We start from the raw sequence: 15,330 nt of genomic DNA, 5'->3' as shown, positions 1-15,330 counted from the left end.
ATCCAAACGAGAGGCCCTACGTGGTGTCCGGCCGGAGGACGGCCGCGGCGAATCCGGCACGCCGGGCCAGCGGGGTCAGCTCGGCCGCGCGGGCCGCCGGGAGAAGGACCAGGGGATAGCAGTCCGATTCGATGTCGAGCACCGCGAGCGCCGTGCCCACGTCGAGATGCAGCGCGCCGTAGTGAGTCAGAAAGGCGTACGTGTCGAGCGCTTCCGCCTCGTCCGCCTCATCCGCCTTGTTCGCATTGCTCGCGAGTGACCACGGATCCGTGGCCGGACGGGATTCGAGGGCGCGGACCTGACGTCTGATCTCCTCGCCGCTCTCCTTCCAGTCGACCTCCGCCAGCAGCCCCTGCGCGGTCAGCGCATCGACGAGCGCGATCCAGGCGAGGTCGTCGACGGGCTCGTCGATCCCCCGTTCGTCCAGCCGCCCGGCATGCGTCCGTACATACGTCTCCGGGTCCTCGTACGCCAGCAGGACCTCCTCGGTGACGGCGGGGCGGCCGGGCGCGAGAAGCTCCGCCAGTTCGGCGAGCGCCTCGGCGACGGGGGTCGTACGGTCGGGCATGACGCCATCTCCTGCTCGGGATCGGCTCGGGGCACGGTGACCCAGGGGCATACGGACGTACGGGCATACGTCCATGGCTCGACGCGGTGTCGCGCCGGGTCCGTCGAAGACTCTGCCACGGGGGTACGACAACGGGCCGGTCACGGAGTCCTCCACGCGACGGCCACACCCCGGCGAGAGCCGTAGCAGAAGTTAAGATCGGCCCCAGGGCGGAGGCGTCGGAGCCGACGGACAGGTCCGACCGGTGGAGTGTGACGCTGCGGACGCCCCGCTTCCCCTCATGGTGAACACCGAGTGACCGGCTTCCGTCCTGCGGTCATGGACCCGACGACGGTTCGCCGACGCGGGTGATCCCTGTGCAGTGATGGGTGTTCGCAGTTGGAATGTCGTTCACGCGCAGGCCACGCCGTGTGCCGAACATCAAGGAGTAGCCAGGGGGCAGTCCCCCGGCGCTCTTGCTGATGCGCTCGCACTCGGGAGACCGCACCCATGACACGCATACGCTCCGCAGTCGCCGCAGTCGACCGCCGTTCGTTCCTCACCGCGACCGGAGCGGTCGGCATCTCCGCGGGCATCGGTCTGGCGCTCGGCGCGGGCGGCGGTCCCGGTGAGGCCGCCGCGGCGCCCGGAGCGGCGACCGCGTCCTCGGTGCCGGTGCCCCGTACCCCCGCGGCCTCGCCCACGCGCAGCGTTCCGGCCCGTACGACGCTGGAGACCGTCGCCGCGCCCCGCGACTCCTCGGCGGCCTTCCGGCGGCTCGGCGACGGACCCGGCTGGCGCCGGGTCGTACGCGAGTCCCTGGCGGCGCCCCGGGCGGGCCGGGCCGCCCGGCGTACGGTGCTCAGCTCCTTCGTGCAGCTCACCGATATGCATCTGACGGACGTTCAGCATCCGGTGCGCACCGAGTACTTGCGCTCGCAGGGGGTGTCGGGGTGGCGGCCCCAGGAGGCGCTCACCGTCCCGGGAGCGGTGGCCCTGATCGAGCAGATCAACGCCATCAGGTCGGGGCCCGCGACCGGTGCGCCGCTGACCTTCGCCGTGACCACCGGCGACAACACGGACAACAACTCCCTGGCGGAGCTGGACTGGTACCTCACGGTCATGAGCGGTGGACGCATCTCTCCCAATACGGGCGACAGCCGCCGGTACGAGGGCGTGCAGAACTCCGGCGAGCGGCTGTTCTGGCATCCGGAGGACTCGCGCCGCGACACCGACAAGGAGTACGGCTTCCCCCAGATCGACGGCTTCCTGGACGCCGCGATCCGCTCGGTGAACAGCCCGGGTCTGCGGCTCCCCTGGTACTCGACCGTCGGCAACCATGACAGCCTGGCCAGCGGCGCCATCGCCGATCGCACCGGTTATCTGGCCGAATTCGCCGTCGGGGCACGGAAGTTGTACGACATCTCGAACGGTGACGCCAAGACGCTGTCGAAGATCCTGGCGAAGGGCAGCCGGCCGGGCGGCGGTGAACTGATCGATCTGCTGCGCGAGTCGAAGCGCTCGATGCGTTCGATCACCCCGGACCCGGGCCGGGCGCCGTTCGGCCCGCGCGAGTACGTGTCCGCGCATCTCGACCCGTCGCGGGTGGGGGCGGGTCCGATCGGCCATGGTTACACGAAGGCGAATCTCGACAGCGACACGCTCTACTACACCTTCTCCATGGGCGAGAACATCACCGGTATCAGCCTTGACACCACCGACCGGGCCGGGCACTTCACCGGTTCGCTCGACTCGGCGCAGTTCGCCTGGCTGAAGCGGCGGCTCAAGGAGCACCGGGACGAGTACGTCGTCGTCTTCAGCCATCACAACAGTTGGACGATGACCAACACCCACCCGGACCCGGCCCGTCCCGGCGAGACCCGGCACAACGGCGAAGAGGTCCTGGAGCTGCTGAACAAGCACCGGTCGGTGCTGGCCTGGGTCAACGGTCACAGCCACCGGAACTCGATCAATCCGCGCGGCTCCTTCTGGGAGATCACCACCGCGTCGCACATCGACTTCCCGCAGCTCGCCAGGATCATCGAGATCACCGACAACAGGGACGGCACGCTGTCCCTGTTCACCACGCTGATCGAGTCGGCGGCGCCGCACGGTACGGACTTCGGGGACCTCTCGCAGACCGGACTGGCCGCGCTCTACCGGGAGCTGGCGCACAACGCGCCCGGCTCGACCACCGCGCCCGCGGGCAAGCTGATGGACCGCAACACCGAGCTGCTGATCACTCGCTGACGATCAGTCAGAAGAGCCGGAAGAGCCGTCGATCAGCCGCTGGAGCGACGGGCCGTACAGCGCGGCCAGTTGCTCCGGCGTGGCCCGTGCGTTGGCGCCCTCGCGGTGCAGGCTGAGCGTGGCGCCGAGACCGAGAAGCTGACCGACGACCAGCTCGGCGCGCAGGGCCCGTTCGCGGCCGGGCAGCAGAGCCGCCAGCCGGCGGGTGATCTGCTCGCCGAAGCGTTCGCGCAGCAGGACACGCTCGTCGTCGTTGCCGAGCGCGAAGACGACGCGGAGCAGGGGGTCCGCCTGCTGCTCGCGGCGGCTGCGGACCACGGTCAGTACGAGATGGCGGCCGAGCGACTCCGGCGGCGCCGCGAACAGCAGGTCGGCCGCGGGCCCGAAGTCGGCGACGGTGTTGAACAGCCTTTCCTTGGTGCTGAAATGCTTGACGATGAGTGAGGCGCTCACCCCGGCCTCGGCGGCGATCCCGCGCAGGGTGACCTCGGCGTACGGGCGGAAGGCGAAGGCACGCCGCGCGGCCCGCACAATCGCGGCGCGCCCGGTGCCCGCCTCGGGCCCGGAGCCGACCTCGGGCCCGGTACCGGCCTGTCCGGAGCCGGCCTCGGCCCCGGAGCCCGCGTCCGGGCCCCCGGCCGCATCCGGGCCCGCCGCCTCCGCTCCCGCCCCCGTGGAAGATCCGCTCGGTGATCCGCCGTCGTCGGTGATCCCGCCCGCTGCCTGCCCGTTCATGTGCCCTCCTGGGCGAGCGACGCCGTCCGGTCGTCCCGCCCGACGGTACCCGGGACTGTGATCCGCTGCGCCGGCAGACACAGCGTGACGGCCAGTGCGAGCAGCGCCGCGCCGCCCGCGATCAGGAAGACCAGCAGATACGCGTGGAGGGTGGGCACCGTGCGCCCGTCGGCCTCGAAGGTGACACGGGTGAGTACGGCGGCGACGGCGGCGCTGCAGAACGCCTGACCCACCGACCGCATCAGGGTGTTGAGGCCATTGGCCGCACCGGTCTCGCTCACCGGCACCGCGCGCATCACCAGCGCGGGCAGCGCCGAGTAGGCGATGGCGGTGCCCGCCGAGACGACCGTCGCGCCGAGGATGATCGTCCAGAGCTGGTGACTTGTGAAGAAACGGACCGCATAGCCGGCCACCATCACGGCCGAGGCGAGCGCCAGCGTGGTCCTGGGGCCGTACGCGGCGGAGATCCGGGCCGACACCGGGGACAGCGCGACCATCGTCAGCCCGCCGGGCAGCAGACAGAGCCCGCTCACCACGATGGACGCGCCCAGTCCATAACCGGTGCTCGTCGGTTCCTGCACCATCTGCGCGGTGGCCAGGGAGTTGGCGTAGAAGGCGAAGCCGATCAGCAGCGCGGCGGCATTGGTCAGCAGCACCGCGGGCCGCGCCGAGACCCGCAGGTCGACCATGGGGGTGGTGAAGCGCAGCTCGTACCGGCCCCAGAGCAGTCCGGTCACCAGCGACAGCGCGAGAAGTCCGAGGGTACGGGCGGATGTCCAGCCCCATCCGCCGCCCTGGGTGACCGCCAGCAGCAGACAGACCAGCGTCGCGGAGAGCCCGAGGACACCGAGGGTGTCGAAGCGGCCCCGGGTGCGCAGCGGCGACTCCGGTACGCAGAGCAGCACCAGCGCGATGTCGAGCACTCCGAGCCCGGCCGAGGCCCAGAACATGGTGTGCCAGTCGGAGTGCTCCACGACGAGCGCGGCGACCGGTAGTCCGACGGCCGCGCCGATGCCCAGGGTCGAACTCATCAGCGCGACCGAGGGCAGCACCCGCGCGGGCGCCAGTTCGTCGCGCATGATGCTGATGCCCAGCGGTACGACGGCCAGCGCGGCGCCCTGGAGCGCCCGCCCGGCGATCAGTACCCCTATCTGCGAGCTGGCCGCGCACAGCACGGACCCGGCGACCAGCACGCCGAGGGACACGAGGAGCACCCGGCGCTTGCCGTACATGTCGCCGACACGCCCGAGTACGGGGGTGCAGATGGCACCGGTGAGCAGGGTGACGGTGACCAGCCAGCTCGCGGCGGTGGGGGTGGCTCCGGTGAGTGCGGGGATGTGCGGCAGGAGCGGTACGACCAGGGTCTGCATGACCGCCACCACCACCCCGCAGAAGGCCAGGACGGCGACGAGGAACCGGGGGTGGTGCGGGGCGTCGGGGCCGGATATCGCTTCTCGCGCTTCGGTCATCTCTCTCCGTACGGGTGAGGAATCGAGGGTGCGGAATCAAGCGGGGCACAGGGGTGCACAACTGTTCACCCCTCTCAGGGTAAACACGTGTACACCCCCGCCGTCCACCGGCCCCGTACGCCCCGTGCCAAGGGCCTGTACACATACCGGCACACTGTGGTGGGCGGTTCCGGGTCCGGTGCCCGCCGCGACGACCGCCGTGGGAGGCACGATGGCGCTCCAGATCAGCGCGACCAATCCCGAGCAGCCGGCCGTGCTCCTCGATCTGCCGTGGAACACACCGCTCGACCAGTGGCCCGACGCCTGTCTCGTGGCGCTGCCCCGCGGTATCTCCCGCCATGTGGTGCGCTTCGCGTCCGCCGGACCCGAGGTGGTGGCGGTCAAGGAGATATCCGAGCGGGGCGCGGTCCGGGAGTTCGGGCTGCTGCGCGATCTGCACCGGCTCGGCATTCCCGCCGTGGACGCGCTGGCGGTGGTGACGGGACGGGTGGACGCGGACGGCGAGCCGCTGGAGCCCGCGCTGATCACCCGCCATCTCAAGGGGTCGCTCCCCTACCGTTCGATGTTCGAGTCGACGATGCGCCCCTCGACCGTCAAGCGGCTCATGGACGCGCTGGCGGTCCTGCTCGTACGACTGCATCTCGCCGGGTTCGCGTGGGGCGACTGCTCACTGTCCAACGCTCTCTTCCGCCGGGACGCCGGGGCGTACGCCGCGTATCTGGTGGACGCCGAGACCGGGCAGATCCAGCCGAACCTGAGCCGGGGCCAGCGGGAGTACGACATCGAGCTGGCGCGGGTCAACATCGCCGGGGAGCTGATGGACCTGGAGGCCTCGGGCGCGCTCCATCCGTCGGTGGACCCGGTGCCGTTCGGCGCCGCGATCGTGCAGCGGTACGAGGACCTGTGGCACGAGGTGACGCGCGAGTCGGTCTATCCGGTGGACAAGCGGCACTACATCGACCGCAGGATCCGGCGCCTCAACGATCTGGGCTTCGATGTGGCGGAGATGCAGATCGAGCGCTCCCCGATGGGTGACACGGTGACGTTTCTGCCCAAGGTGGTGGACGCTGGCCACCATCAGCGGCAGTTGCTGCGGCTGACCGGTCTGGATGCCGAGGAGAACCAGGCGCGGCGCCTGCTCAACGATCTGGAGAGCTGGATGGCCGGCGAGGACGACTACGCGCCGGGCGATCCACTGGGCGCCCGCCCCGAGGTGCTGGCGCACCGCTGGGTCCGCGATGTCTTCCGGCCGACGGTACGGGCCGTACCGCTGGAGCTGCGCGGTGAGATGGACGCGGCGCAGATCTACCACGAGGTGCTGGAGCACCGCTGGTATCTGTCGGAGCGCGCGGGGCGCGATGTGGGTCTGGAGGCGACCATCGAGGACTACATCGCGCATGTGCTGCCGCATTCGGTACGGGCGATGACCCCGCCGGACCCGGCGAACGGCCTGTCCCCTTGAGCCGGCCGGCCCCGGAGCCGGCCCTGTGGCGGCGCCGTCACTGCAGAGCGCGTACCGCCGCCGCGAACAGCGACGGCATCCGGGCCGCCGCCGGTACGATCAGCCGGGCCCCCGCCGCGTGGCCGCTGACCCGGAGCAGCCCCTGAGTCAGCAGCCGGTGGCGCCTGGAGAGTCTGCGCCAGGCGTTCTCGTACTCCTGCGGCCGTCCCGCCCGCAGACACCGTACGGCGGCCTCGGCCGATGCCAGGGCGAGCGCGATGCCCTCGCCGGTGAGCGCGTCGACATAGCCCGCCGCGTCACCTACGAGCAGCACCCGGCCCGCGGTCCTGCCGCGTACCCGCTGGCGCAGGGGGCCCGCTCCGCGTACGGCGTTCGCGGGCTCGCCGTCCAGCAGGGACAGCAGCTCGGGGAAGCCTTCGAGATGGGCGTCGTAACCGCGTCTCACCGGGCTGAGCACGGCCACCCCGACCAGGTCGCCGGCCACCGGTGTCACATACGCCTCCCCCGCCGACGACCAGTGCACCTCGACGAAGTCAGTCCAGGGCTTCATGCGGTAGTGCCGCCGCTGGCCGTAGCGCCGGGGCCCGCGGTCGGGCAGGCCCAGGCCGAGACCGCGCCGTACGGGCGAGTGCAGCCCGTCCGCGGCCACCAGCCAGCGCGCCCGCAGCCCGCCGGCGGTCACCGAGTCCGTGCTCTGGACGACTTCGCCGACACGGCCGGTCAGCATCCGTACCCCGGTCTCCCTTGCCCGCCGCGCCAGCGCCGCGTGCAGTTCCGTACGCCGTACCCCCAGCCCGGTTCCATGGTCGAACGGCGCCTCGGCCCGGTGGTTTCCGCGTACGTAGCGGATACCGCGTAGCGGATGCCCGCGCGGCAGGTCGAGTCCGAGGGCGGTCAGCGCGCGTACGCCGCTGGGCATCACGCCTTCGCCGCACGCCTTGTCAACGGGGGTGGCCCGCCGCTCGATCACCACCGTCTCAAGACCCGCCTGCGCGGCGTGGACGGCCGTGGCCAGTCCGGCGGGCCCGCCGCCCACCACCAGCAGGTCGATCATGGCCGGGCTCCGGCGGTGGCCAGGGCCAGGGCGTGGTTCTCGCAGCGGATCCGGACGGCCAGCAGCACGGCGTTGAGTGCGGTGAACACCAGCGCGGTGAGCCAGGCACCGTGCGCCAGGGGCAGCGCGACGCCCTCGGCCACCACCGCGACGTAGTTGGGGTGCCGCAGCAGCCGGTACGGGCCGCCCGTGACCAGCGGCAGCCCGGGCACCACCAGCACCCGGGTGTTCCAGCGCGGTCCCAGCGTACGGATGCACCACCAGCGCAGCGCCTGTGCGGCCACCACCACGGCGACCATGGTCCAGCCGAGCACGGGGGTGAACGGGCGCTCGGCCAGCCGTACTTCGGCCAGGCAGCCGATCAGCAGCGCCGTGTGCAGAACGACCATCGGCGGGTAGTGGCCCCGGCCCCGCTCGACGGCGCCGCGCTCCAGGCTCCAGCGCGTGTTCCGCCGGGCGACGACGAGTTCGGCGAGCCGCTCGGCGCCGACGGCCAGCACCAGCACGCCGTACCAGATCATGTCTCTTCCCGTTCCTCTCCACCAGCCCGGTCCGCCTGCGGTGCGGTCGGTTCTACCACCGGAGCAGGACCAGTTCGGAGCAGAATCCCGGTCCCATGGCGAGCATCAGCCCCGGGGTCCCGGCCGGCGGCGGCCGTTCCGCGAGGGTGTCGCGCAGCACATGCAGGACGGACGACGAGGACATGTTCCCCACGGCCGCCAGCGAGCGCCAGGTCATGTCCAGTGCGCCGTCCGGGAGTTCGAGGGACTCCTCCAGCGCCTCCAGTACCTTGGGCCCGCCGGGATGGCACACCCACGCGGTGATGTCCTCGCGTTTCAGGCCGTGTTGGGCGAGGAACGCGTCGACGTCCTCCGAGAGGTACTTGCGTACGACGTCGGGGACGCTGGTGTCCAGGACGATACGGAAGCCGGAGCCGGAGATGTCCCATCCCATCACCCGTTCGCTGTCGGGGTAGAGCCTGCTGCGGGTGTCGACGACGGCGGGCCCGGTGGTCCGGCGCCGGGCGCCGCAGGCGACGACGGCCGCCGCGCCGTCCCCGAAGAGCCCGGACGCGACGAGATTGGCGGGCGACGGATCGTTTCGCTGGAAGGTGAGCGAGCACAGCTCGACCGAGAGCAGGACCGCCACGTCGTCGGGCCGCCCGAGCAGATAGTCGTGCAGCCGCGCGATGCCCGCCGCTCCCGCGACACAGCCCAGTCCGAAGACCGGCACCCGTCTGACGTCCGGCCGCAGACCGAGCCGTCCCACCAGGCGCGCGTCCACCGAGGGCGCGGCGATGCCCGTCACCGAGGTGAACATCAGCAGATCGACATCGCGCGGGGAGAGACCCGCCGCGTCCAGCGCCCCTTCGACGGCCTCGGCGCCCAGCGGTACGGCCGCCGCGATGAAGGCGTCGTTGACCTCGCCGAAGTTCGTGAGTCCGGCGTACCGGTCGAGCGGCAGGGCGGTGTGACGGGTGGACACGCGCGCGGCGCGGTGCAGCCGGTCCAGCACCCTGCGGTCGGCGTCCGCGGGCAGACACACCTCGGCCACCATGTCCGTGAGGTCCTGCTGGGCATACTGATGCGGAGCCAGGGCTCCATGGACGGCTGCGATGCGTGTCATCTGCGGTCCGGGGTCGGGGGTGGTGACTGACGTGCAATCCCTGCCCCGGCGACGGCGTGTCACACACTTAAGTCGCCTGTACGGCCGCGCGATCACGGCGGCGTCGGCGATGACGCGCGGAGCACCGCGTGCCGCGTGCTGCCTACGATGGGCGCGTGGACGGCATCGACGGGGTGGGCACGGCCGAGGAAGTCGACCTTCGCGGCGGGCGGCGGCGCGCCGACGCCGCGCCGGTACGGTGGCCGCGCCGGACGGCCGCGCTGCTCGGGGCGTGCCACCCCGGCCCCACCGCCGCCGTGACCCTGCTGATCACCGGGCTCGCGGTGGCCGCCGGGCAGGACGCCGCCGGATGCGCGCTGGTGGCCGCCGCCGTGCTGGCGGGGCAGTTGTCGGTGGGCTGGAGCAATGACGCGGTCGACGCGGCCCGCGACACCGCGGTGGGCCGGAGCGCCAAGCCCGTGGTGGGCGGCGCCGTGAGCGCGCGGGCCGTACGGACGGCCGCGCTGGTCGCGCTGGCGCTGTGCGTACCGCTGTCCCTCGCGTACGGGCGGCTCGCCGGTACGGTGCATCTCGCCGGGGTCGCGGCGGCCTGGTCGTACAACCTCCGGCTCAAGTCCACCGTCCTGTCCTGGCTGCCGTACGCGGTGGGGTTCGCCTCGCTGCCCGCCTTTGTGGCGCTCGGTCTGCCCGGCCAGCCCCGGCCCGCCTGGTGGACCGTCACCGCCGCCGCGCTGTTGGGGGTCGGGGCGCATCTCGGAAATGTGCTGCCCGACATCGGCTCCGATCTGGCGCTGGGGGTGCGGGGCTGGCCGCAGCGGCTGGGGCCGTCCGTGGTGCGGCTGCTGCTGCCCGTCCCGCTGGTGGCGGCCACGGTCCTGCTGGCGCTCGGCAGGCCGGGGCCGCTGGGCGCGGTCGCCGTGGCCGCGGCCGTGGTCATGGCCGCCGCCGGGTCGCTGATGGGCCGTCACCGGCCGAAGGTCCCCTTTCTCGCGGCGATTCTCGTCGCGGGGGTCGATGTGGCGCTGCTGCTCCGGCAGGGGACGGCCCTGGCCTGAGTCCGAGCGGGCGCGTGCGGACGGGGCAGGTCAGGCCGACGGCGCGAGGTGGGTGCGGAGGAAGGCGAGCGTGCTCTCCCAGGCCGACCTGGCCGCGTCGGCGTTGTAGGCCTGGGGCCGGGCGTCGTTGAAGAAGGCGTGGCCCGCCCCCGGGTACAGCCGGAAGTCGGGGACGATGCCCGACTGGGCGACGATCCTGGACTTGAGGTCGTCGAGGCTCTTGGGCGGCACGGTGGGGTCCTCCTCGCCGTACTGGCCGAGGATCTCCGCCCTGAGCAGGGAGAAGTCGGGGGCGCCGTCCCGGATGACCCCGTAGAACGGTACGGCGGCGGCGACCCGCTGGTCCTTGGCGGCGAGGGCGAGCACGAATCCGCCGCCCATGCAGAAGCCGACCGTCCCGAGCGAGTCGCCGTCGGTCTCGGGCCGCGAGAGCAGATAGCCGACCGCGCCGGAGAGCAGGTCGACGCCCCGCTCGGTGGGCAGATCCGCCATCATCCGCGCTGCCTCGGCGCTGTCATGGGCGACCCGGCCGCCGTACAGGTCGGGCGCGAGCGCGACAAAGCCCGCCTGTGCGAAGCGGTCGGTGACGTCCTTGATGTGGGCGGTCAGCCCCCACCACTCCTGGATGACGATCAGGCCGGGGCCGTGTCCGGCGGGCGGCACGGCGAGATAGCCGTACGCGGTGGCTCCGGCGCTCGGGAACGAGACGTTCTGGAAGGCGGGCTCGGTGGGCATGGGAGGTGCTCCTCAATGGTGACCGGTGACACCGAGATCGTAGAGAGCGGGCCGTCGGCCGACGACCGGGGGTGGGCCGTGGCTTCGCATTCGCAACACAATCCCCCGATCAGGTGAACGCACCCCTCCCGGGTGATTCGAACGCGACACGATGACCCGACCGGCCCGGACCCGTACGGACTACCGGGCCCACTCGAAACTCTGTCCGACGATTCGTCCTTGAGGGCCCGTTACACGCCCTTGATCAGGTCCGTTGTCCGAGCACCCGCAACCGTTGTCGTCAGTTCAGGAGGCCTTGTGTTACCTGTTCCCCCTGCCGCCCGCCGTCCCGGCGGGCTTCGCGCGTTCGAGTACGACGCCACCTCGCCCGGGGCTGCCCTGCACGCGGTTGACGCAGAGGGCGGTGCCGCCGAGTGAATCCGCTGCGCCTTCCCCGCCGGCTCCAATTCCGCTTCCGCCCCGCGCCGTACGTCCAGAACTCGCCGCCCGAGCAGCTCCTCTTCGGCGGCCGGCTGAAGGGTTCCTGGGGCTGGACCACCCATGAGGGCGCGCGCCTGCGGACCTCGTTCTGGTCGATCCTGCGGCAGATCCCCCGGCTGGTGGGCCATACGGTGTCGCTGGCCTGGCGCGCCGACCGCGCCGCGCTGACCGTCGTCGCGATCGCCCAGCTCGGCCAGGCCGCGGCGACCGTCTTCGGGCTGCTGGCCACCAACCGTGTGCTCGTGAGCCTCTTCACCGCGGGCCCCACCGCCGACCGGATCGCCGAGGCGCTGCCCTCGCTGCTGCTGGTCGGCGGGGCCGGCGCGGTGGCGGCCACGCTGCGCGCGGTCACCTTCGGCGGTACCGGGCGGCTGGAGCCCAAGGTGGAGCGGCTCGCCGCGCTGACCATGCTCACCCCGGTGATCCGGGTGGAGATGGAGCATCTCGAACAGCCGGAGTTCCACAAGATCCTCGACTCCGGCCAGCACGGCCAGACCGCCGCCCGCCAGTTGATCCAGCACACGCTCGGCATCGTCGAGTCGCTGATGGCGCTGATCGCGGTCAGCGGGGTGCTCGCGGTGCTGCATCCGGTCCTGCTGCCCCTGCTGATCGCCGTTGTGGTGCCCAAGGCCTGGGGCACGGTCAGGGCGGCCCGCCGTACTTACGAGTCGATCCAGGTGTGGATCGAACACGTACGGCAGCAGGGCGAGTTGCGCCGGCTGCTGATCTCCCAGAAGGCGGGCCCGGAGCTGCGGGTCCATGGCGCGGGTCCGTTTCTGCTGGAGCAGTTCGACCGGATGGGCGTCGAGGCCGCGCAGGAGCAGACGAAGCTGGCGCACCGGGAGGCCGGTACGGACCTGCTGACCTCGGCGCTGTCCGGGGTGACCGCCGCGGTCACGTACGGACTGCTGGCCTGGCTGCTCACCCATGGCCATATGCCGCTCGCCTCGGGCGCCACCGCGGCGCTCGCGCTCACCAACGGCACCTCGGGGCTGCGCCGGATGGTCACACACATCCACCATCTCTACGAGCAGTCGCTGTTCATGACCGATCTGATCAAGGCGCGGGACGAGGCCGCGCTCCGCGCCATCCCCAGGGGCGGTACGCCCGTGCCGGGGCCGCCCGCGCTGATCGAATTCGACCGGGTGTCGTTCACGTACCCCGGCCGGGAGACCCCGGCGCTCGACTCGGTGTCGCTGACGATCCGCCGGGGCCAGATCGTGGCCCTCGTCGGGGTCAACGGCAGTGGCAAGACGACACTCAGCAAGCTGCTCGCCGGGCTGTATCTGCCGTCGGAGGGGCAGATCCGCTGGGACGGGACCGATGTCCGCGACCTGGACCGCGACCAGGTCTTCGACCAGGTGGCGCTGGTGCTCCAGGACTACCAGCGCTGGCCGTTCACGGCCCGCGCCAATGTCGCCATCAGCCGGCCGTCCGAGATCGGGGACCTCGAACGGCTTGAGGTGGCGGCGGAGCTGGCCGGCGCGCACAAGGTGGTCGGCGAGCTGCCGCGCGGCTGGGACACCCTGTGCGAGAAGGGGTACGAGGGCGGGGTGGACCTGTCGGGCGGGCAGTGGCAGCGGCTTGCCCTGGCCCGCGCGTACTACCGCGGGGCGGGCCTGCTGATCTGTGACGAGCCGACCAGCAGCATGGACCCGGCGGCCGAGATCGCCGCGTTCCAGCAGATCCGCGATCTCGCGGGCGACGGGCAGACGGTGATCCTTGTCACGCACCGGCTGCACAGTGTCCGGTCGGCCGATGTGATCTATGTCCTGGACCAGGGCAGGCTGGTGGAGGCGGGCGACTTCGCGGCGCTGATGGCGGAGGGGCACCAAGGACCCGGCCTGTTCAGGAAGTTGTTCACGCTCCAGTCGGAGCAGTACCGGACGGGCGGTCCCGAGGTGCCCGCACAGTCCGCTCCGCCCGCGGCCCGGACCGGGACGGAAAGGCCGGCGGAACGGGCGGACGAAACCGTGCCCGGCGGTACGGGGTGATGCCCGCGCGGGCACGGGACGGCGGTCCCGGACGTTGAACGGCTGGCTCTGCGCACCACCTGAGGAGATGACGGAATGGCCCTGTGGGACCGGTTCAAGGAATCCGCCACGACGATGCAGTCGCAGCTCTTGGCGAAGAAGAACGATCTGAAGAGCGGTGCCTTCCGCGACGCGAGCATGGCGATGTGCGCCCTGGTCGCGGCGGCGGACGGCTCGGTGGACCCCGCGGAGCGGCAGCGGGTCGCCACCCTGATCGCGACCAATGAGGTGCTGCGGAACTTCCCGGCGGAGGATCTCCAGCGCCGTTTCGACGCGGCCCTGGACAAGCTGACGGCCGACTTCGCGTTCGGCAAGGTCGGAGTGCTCCAGGAGGTCGCCAAGGCCAAGAAGAAGCCGGCGGAGGCACGCGCGGTCATTCAGATCGGCATTGTGATCGGCGGCGCGGACGGGAACTTCGACAAGCAGGAGCAGGCCGTGGTCCGCGAGGCCTGCTACGCGCTGGACCTGCCCCCGCACGAGTTCGACCTCTGAGCGGTACGGCGGGCAGGGGCGGGGCGGTGGCTTCCGCAGGCCACCGCCCCGTCCGTCCCGCCGAGCCCCTGCGTCCCGCCGAGCCGCAGAAGTGACGGGGTCAGCTCTTCGCGGGTTCCCGCTTCTCGGGTTCCTGCTTCAGGGGCTCCCGGTTCGGGGGTTCCCGCCTCGGTGGCTCCTTCTTGAACGCCCAGGCCATCTCCGGCTCCAGGGCGAAGCGGAAGATCCGCTGGAACGGCTTCGTACAGAGCAGGGTGACCGCCACGGCCGCGACCAGCGATACGAACACCGCGCCGGCGGGCCCGTACAGCCAGCCGTGGTCGTACCAGCCCCAGGTGCCCGCGCTCTGGGCGAGGAATCCGTGCAGCAGATAGCCGCAGAGCGTGCCGGCCCCCAGCGCCGTGAACCACAGCCGCCGCCCGGGGACCAGGGCGAAGAAACAGGCGGTCAGGACGAGGGCGCAGCCGAAGAGCGCGAAGGTCATCAGCACCCCGGCCCACCAGGGCGCACCCAGTTCCTGCGCGCTGGCGCGGTGGAAGAACCACGCCATGTTCATCCGGGTGACGGCCCAGTACGCGAAGACGACGGTGCCGGCGAAGACCGGTACGGCGGCGATCCGCACCGCGCGCCGGCGTACGAGCTGGAAGTGCTCGGGCCTCAGCCGCAGACCCAGCACGAAGAACGGCAGGAACTGCAGGAGCCGCTGGAGATCCAGATCGTCGCCGATCTCCGGTGAGGTGGTGGCCAGCGCGGCGATCAGCAGGGCGGTCGGGACGGGCCACCGCACCACCCGCCAGAGGGGCGCCGACATCCGCCAGACGAAGAGCGCCAGCAGGAACCAGGTCAGGTACCACGGGTCGAGCAGACTGACCGGCATGTCCGGATCGTTGTCCGTCCAGCGGTGGAAGAGGCTGTAGGCGACCTCGAACACGATGTACGGGACGGCGATGCCCGTGATCAGTCGGCGCACCCGGTCGGGCCGGAAGTCGAAACTCCGTGAGAAGTAGCCGGAGATGATGATGAACGCGGGCATGTGGAAGGCGTAGACGACGATGTAGAGCGCCGAGACCGCGCGGCTGTCGCTCCGGAGCGGTTCCCACGCGTGCGCGACGGCGACCAGGACGATCGCCAGATACTTGGCGTTGTCGAAAAAGGCGTCCCGGCTCCTGGCGGTCCTGGCCGCCTCGCCCGGCGCGGCTCCCGCGGACGGCTCCGCGACACTTTCCGCCGAGTCCTTCGCCGTACCGGCCGTGGCGGCGCCGGACACGGACCGTGCCGGCTGATCGGTGATCTGCGTCATAGAGCCTCCCCGGTGGAACCCAAGGTGGCGGGGAGGCCTCTTAGCAGGATTGCGGGGGGAATCAGCGGAGCGAACATTCAAGGCACCCTAAC

13 protein-coding genes are annotated in these 15,330 nt (G+C 71.5%); 5 read left to right on the top strand and 8 right to left on the bottom strand.

What is annotated here, in order from left to right:
• Window positions 1-16: 16 nt before the first annotated feature.
• Window positions 17-568, bottom strand: a complete 552-nt coding sequence (locus KQY30_RS33260) for a DUF6630 family protein (protein WP_217310238.1) — start codon at window positions 566-568, stop codon at window positions 17-19.
• A 489-nt stretch (window positions 569-1,057) separates the two neighbouring features.
• Between KQY30_RS33260 and KQY30_RS33255 the strand changes: the two genes are divergently transcribed.
• Window positions 1,058-2,797, top strand: a complete 1,740-nt coding sequence (locus KQY30_RS33255) for a TIGR03767 family metallophosphoesterase (protein WP_217310237.1) — start codon at window positions 1,058-1,060, stop codon at window positions 2,795-2,797.
• A gap of 3 nt (window positions 2,798-2,800) precedes the next feature.
• On the opposite strand, the gene KQY30_RS33250 is transcribed toward KQY30_RS33255, so the two are convergent.
• Window positions 2,801-3,532, bottom strand: coding sequence for a TetR family transcriptional regulator (locus tag KQY30_RS33250; RefSeq protein ID WP_217310236.1), 732 nt, complete (start codon window positions 3,530-3,532; stop codon window positions 2,801-2,803).
• Entirely contained in the window at window positions 3,529-5,001 is a 1,473-nt protein-coding gene (locus KQY30_RS33245; RefSeq protein ID WP_217310235.1) for an MFS transporter, read from the bottom strand. Before KQY30_RS33245 ends, KQY30_RS33250 begins: the two co-directional genes overlap by 4 nt.
• Window positions 5,002-5,212: 211 nt before the next feature.
• On the opposite strand from KQY30_RS33245, the gene KQY30_RS33240 reads away from it, so the two are divergent.
• On the top strand, window positions 5,213-6,463 hold the full coding sequence (locus KQY30_RS33240) for a DUF4032 domain-containing protein (RefSeq protein ID WP_217310234.1): 1,251 nt from the start codon (window positions 5,213-5,215) through the stop codon (window positions 6,461-6,463).
• 37 nt (window positions 6,464-6,500) lie between these two features.
• Here the strand turns inward: KQY30_RS33240 and KQY30_RS33235 are convergent, their stop codons facing one another.
• The 3 genes from KQY30_RS33235 to KQY30_RS33225 are packed head-to-tail and all read right to left on the bottom strand — an operon-like array spanning window position 6,501 to window position 9,143.
• Complete coding sequence (locus KQY30_RS33235) at window positions 6,501-7,517, bottom strand: NAD(P)/FAD-dependent oxidoreductase (RefSeq protein ID WP_217310233.1); 1,017 nt, start codon at window positions 7,515-7,517, stop codon at window positions 6,501-6,503.
• Window positions 7,514-8,038 (bottom strand): isoprenylcysteine carboxyl methyltransferase family protein, encoded by a 525-nt coding sequence (locus KQY30_RS33230; RefSeq protein ID WP_217310232.1) that lies wholly within the window; start codon window positions 8,036-8,038, stop codon window positions 7,514-7,516. Before KQY30_RS33230 ends, KQY30_RS33235 begins: the two co-directional genes overlap by 4 nt.
• 52 nt (window positions 8,039-8,090) lie before the next feature.
• Window positions 8,091-9,143, bottom strand: a complete 1,053-nt coding sequence (locus tag KQY30_RS33225; RefSeq protein WP_217310231.1) for a type III polyketide synthase — start codon at window positions 9,141-9,143, stop codon at window positions 8,091-8,093.
• 260 nt (window positions 9,144-9,403) lie between these two features.
• Here KQY30_RS33225 and KQY30_RS33220 point away from each other — a divergent pair, with 260 nt between their 5' ends.
• Complete coding sequence (locus KQY30_RS33220; protein ID WP_254407728.1) at window positions 9,404-10,198, top strand: UbiA family prenyltransferase; 795 nt, start codon at window positions 9,404-9,406, stop codon at window positions 10,196-10,198.
• Between the two features lie 30 nt (window positions 10,199-10,228).
• On the opposite strand, the gene KQY30_RS33215 is transcribed toward KQY30_RS33220, so the two are convergent.
• Window positions 10,229-10,933, bottom strand: a complete 705-nt coding sequence (locus KQY30_RS33215; protein WP_217310230.1) for a dienelactone hydrolase family protein — start codon at window positions 10,931-10,933, stop codon at window positions 10,229-10,231.
• Window positions 10,934-11,346: 413 nt separating this feature from the next.
• On the opposite strand from KQY30_RS33215, the gene KQY30_RS33210 reads away from it, so the two are divergent.
• Both KQY30_RS33210 and KQY30_RS33205 read left to right on the top strand, forming a co-directional pair.
• On the top strand, window positions 11,347-13,407 hold the full coding sequence (locus KQY30_RS33210; RefSeq protein ID WP_254407442.1) for an ABC transporter ATP-binding protein: 2,061 nt from the start codon (window positions 11,347-11,349) through the stop codon (window positions 13,405-13,407).
• A 75-nt stretch (window positions 13,408-13,482) separates the two neighbouring features.
• On the top strand, window positions 13,483-13,938 hold the full coding sequence (locus KQY30_RS33205; protein ID WP_046496678.1) for a tellurite resistance TerB family protein: 456 nt from the start codon (window positions 13,483-13,485) through the stop codon (window positions 13,936-13,938).
• Window positions 13,939-14,038: 100 nt separating this feature from the next.
• Here KQY30_RS33205 and KQY30_RS33200 read toward each other — a convergent pair whose 3' ends face one another.
• Complete coding sequence (locus KQY30_RS33200; protein ID WP_217310229.1) at window positions 14,039-15,238, bottom strand: acyltransferase family protein; 1,200 nt, start codon at window positions 15,236-15,238, stop codon at window positions 14,039-14,041.
• Between the last annotated feature and the right edge of the window lie 92 nt (window positions 15,239-15,330).

The organism is Streptomyces sp. GMY02 (assembly GCF_019056675.1).
GTDB lineage: Bacteria > Actinomycetota > Actinomycetes > Streptomycetales > Streptomycetaceae > Streptomyces > Streptomyces odonnellii.
Note: the sequence above shows the minus strand (reverse complement) of the source record. Positions and strands in the feature narration are given on the sequence as shown.

Bases quoted from the DNA above. Each gene is read 5' to 3' on its own strand.
- KQY30_RS33260 (WP_217310238.1), bottom strand. From the start codon at position 568: ATGCCCGACCGTACGACCCCCGTCGCCGAGGCGCTCGCCGAACTGGCG.
- KQY30_RS33255 (WP_217310237.1), top strand. From the start codon at position 1,058: ATGACACGCATACGCTCCGCAGTCGCCGCAGTCGACCGCCGTTCGTTC.
- KQY30_RS33250 (WP_217310236.1), bottom strand. From the start codon at position 3,532: ATGAACGGGCAGGCAGCGGGCGGGATCACCGACGACGGCGGATCACCG.
- KQY30_RS33245 (WP_217310235.1), bottom strand. From the start codon at position 5,001: ATGACCGAAGCGCGAGAAGCGATATCCGGCCCCGACGCCCCGCACCAC.
- KQY30_RS33240 (WP_217310234.1), top strand. From the start codon at position 5,213: ATGGCGCTCCAGATCAGCGCGACCAATCCCGAGCAGCCGGCCGTGCTC.
- KQY30_RS33235 (WP_217310233.1), bottom strand. From the start codon at position 7,517: ATGATCGACCTGCTGGTGGTGGGCGGCGGGCCCGCCGGACTGGCCACG.
- KQY30_RS33230 (WP_217310232.1), bottom strand. From the start codon at position 8,038: ATGATCTGGTACGGCGTGCTGGTGCTGGCCGTCGGCGCCGAGCGGCTC.
- KQY30_RS33225 (WP_217310231.1), bottom strand. From the start codon at position 9,143: ATGACACGCATCGCAGCCGTCCATGGAGCCCTGGCTCCGCATCAGTAT.
- KQY30_RS33215 (WP_217310230.1), bottom strand. From the start codon at position 10,933: ATGCCCACCGAGCCCGCCTTCCAGAACGTCTCGTTCCCGAGCGCCGGA.
- KQY30_RS33205 (WP_046496678.1), top strand. From the start codon at position 13,483: ATGGCCCTGTGGGACCGGTTCAAGGAATCCGCCACGACGATGCAGTCG.
- KQY30_RS33200 (WP_217310229.1), bottom strand. From the start codon at position 15,238: ATGACGCAGATCACCGATCAGCCGGCACGGTCCGTGTCCGGCGCCGCC.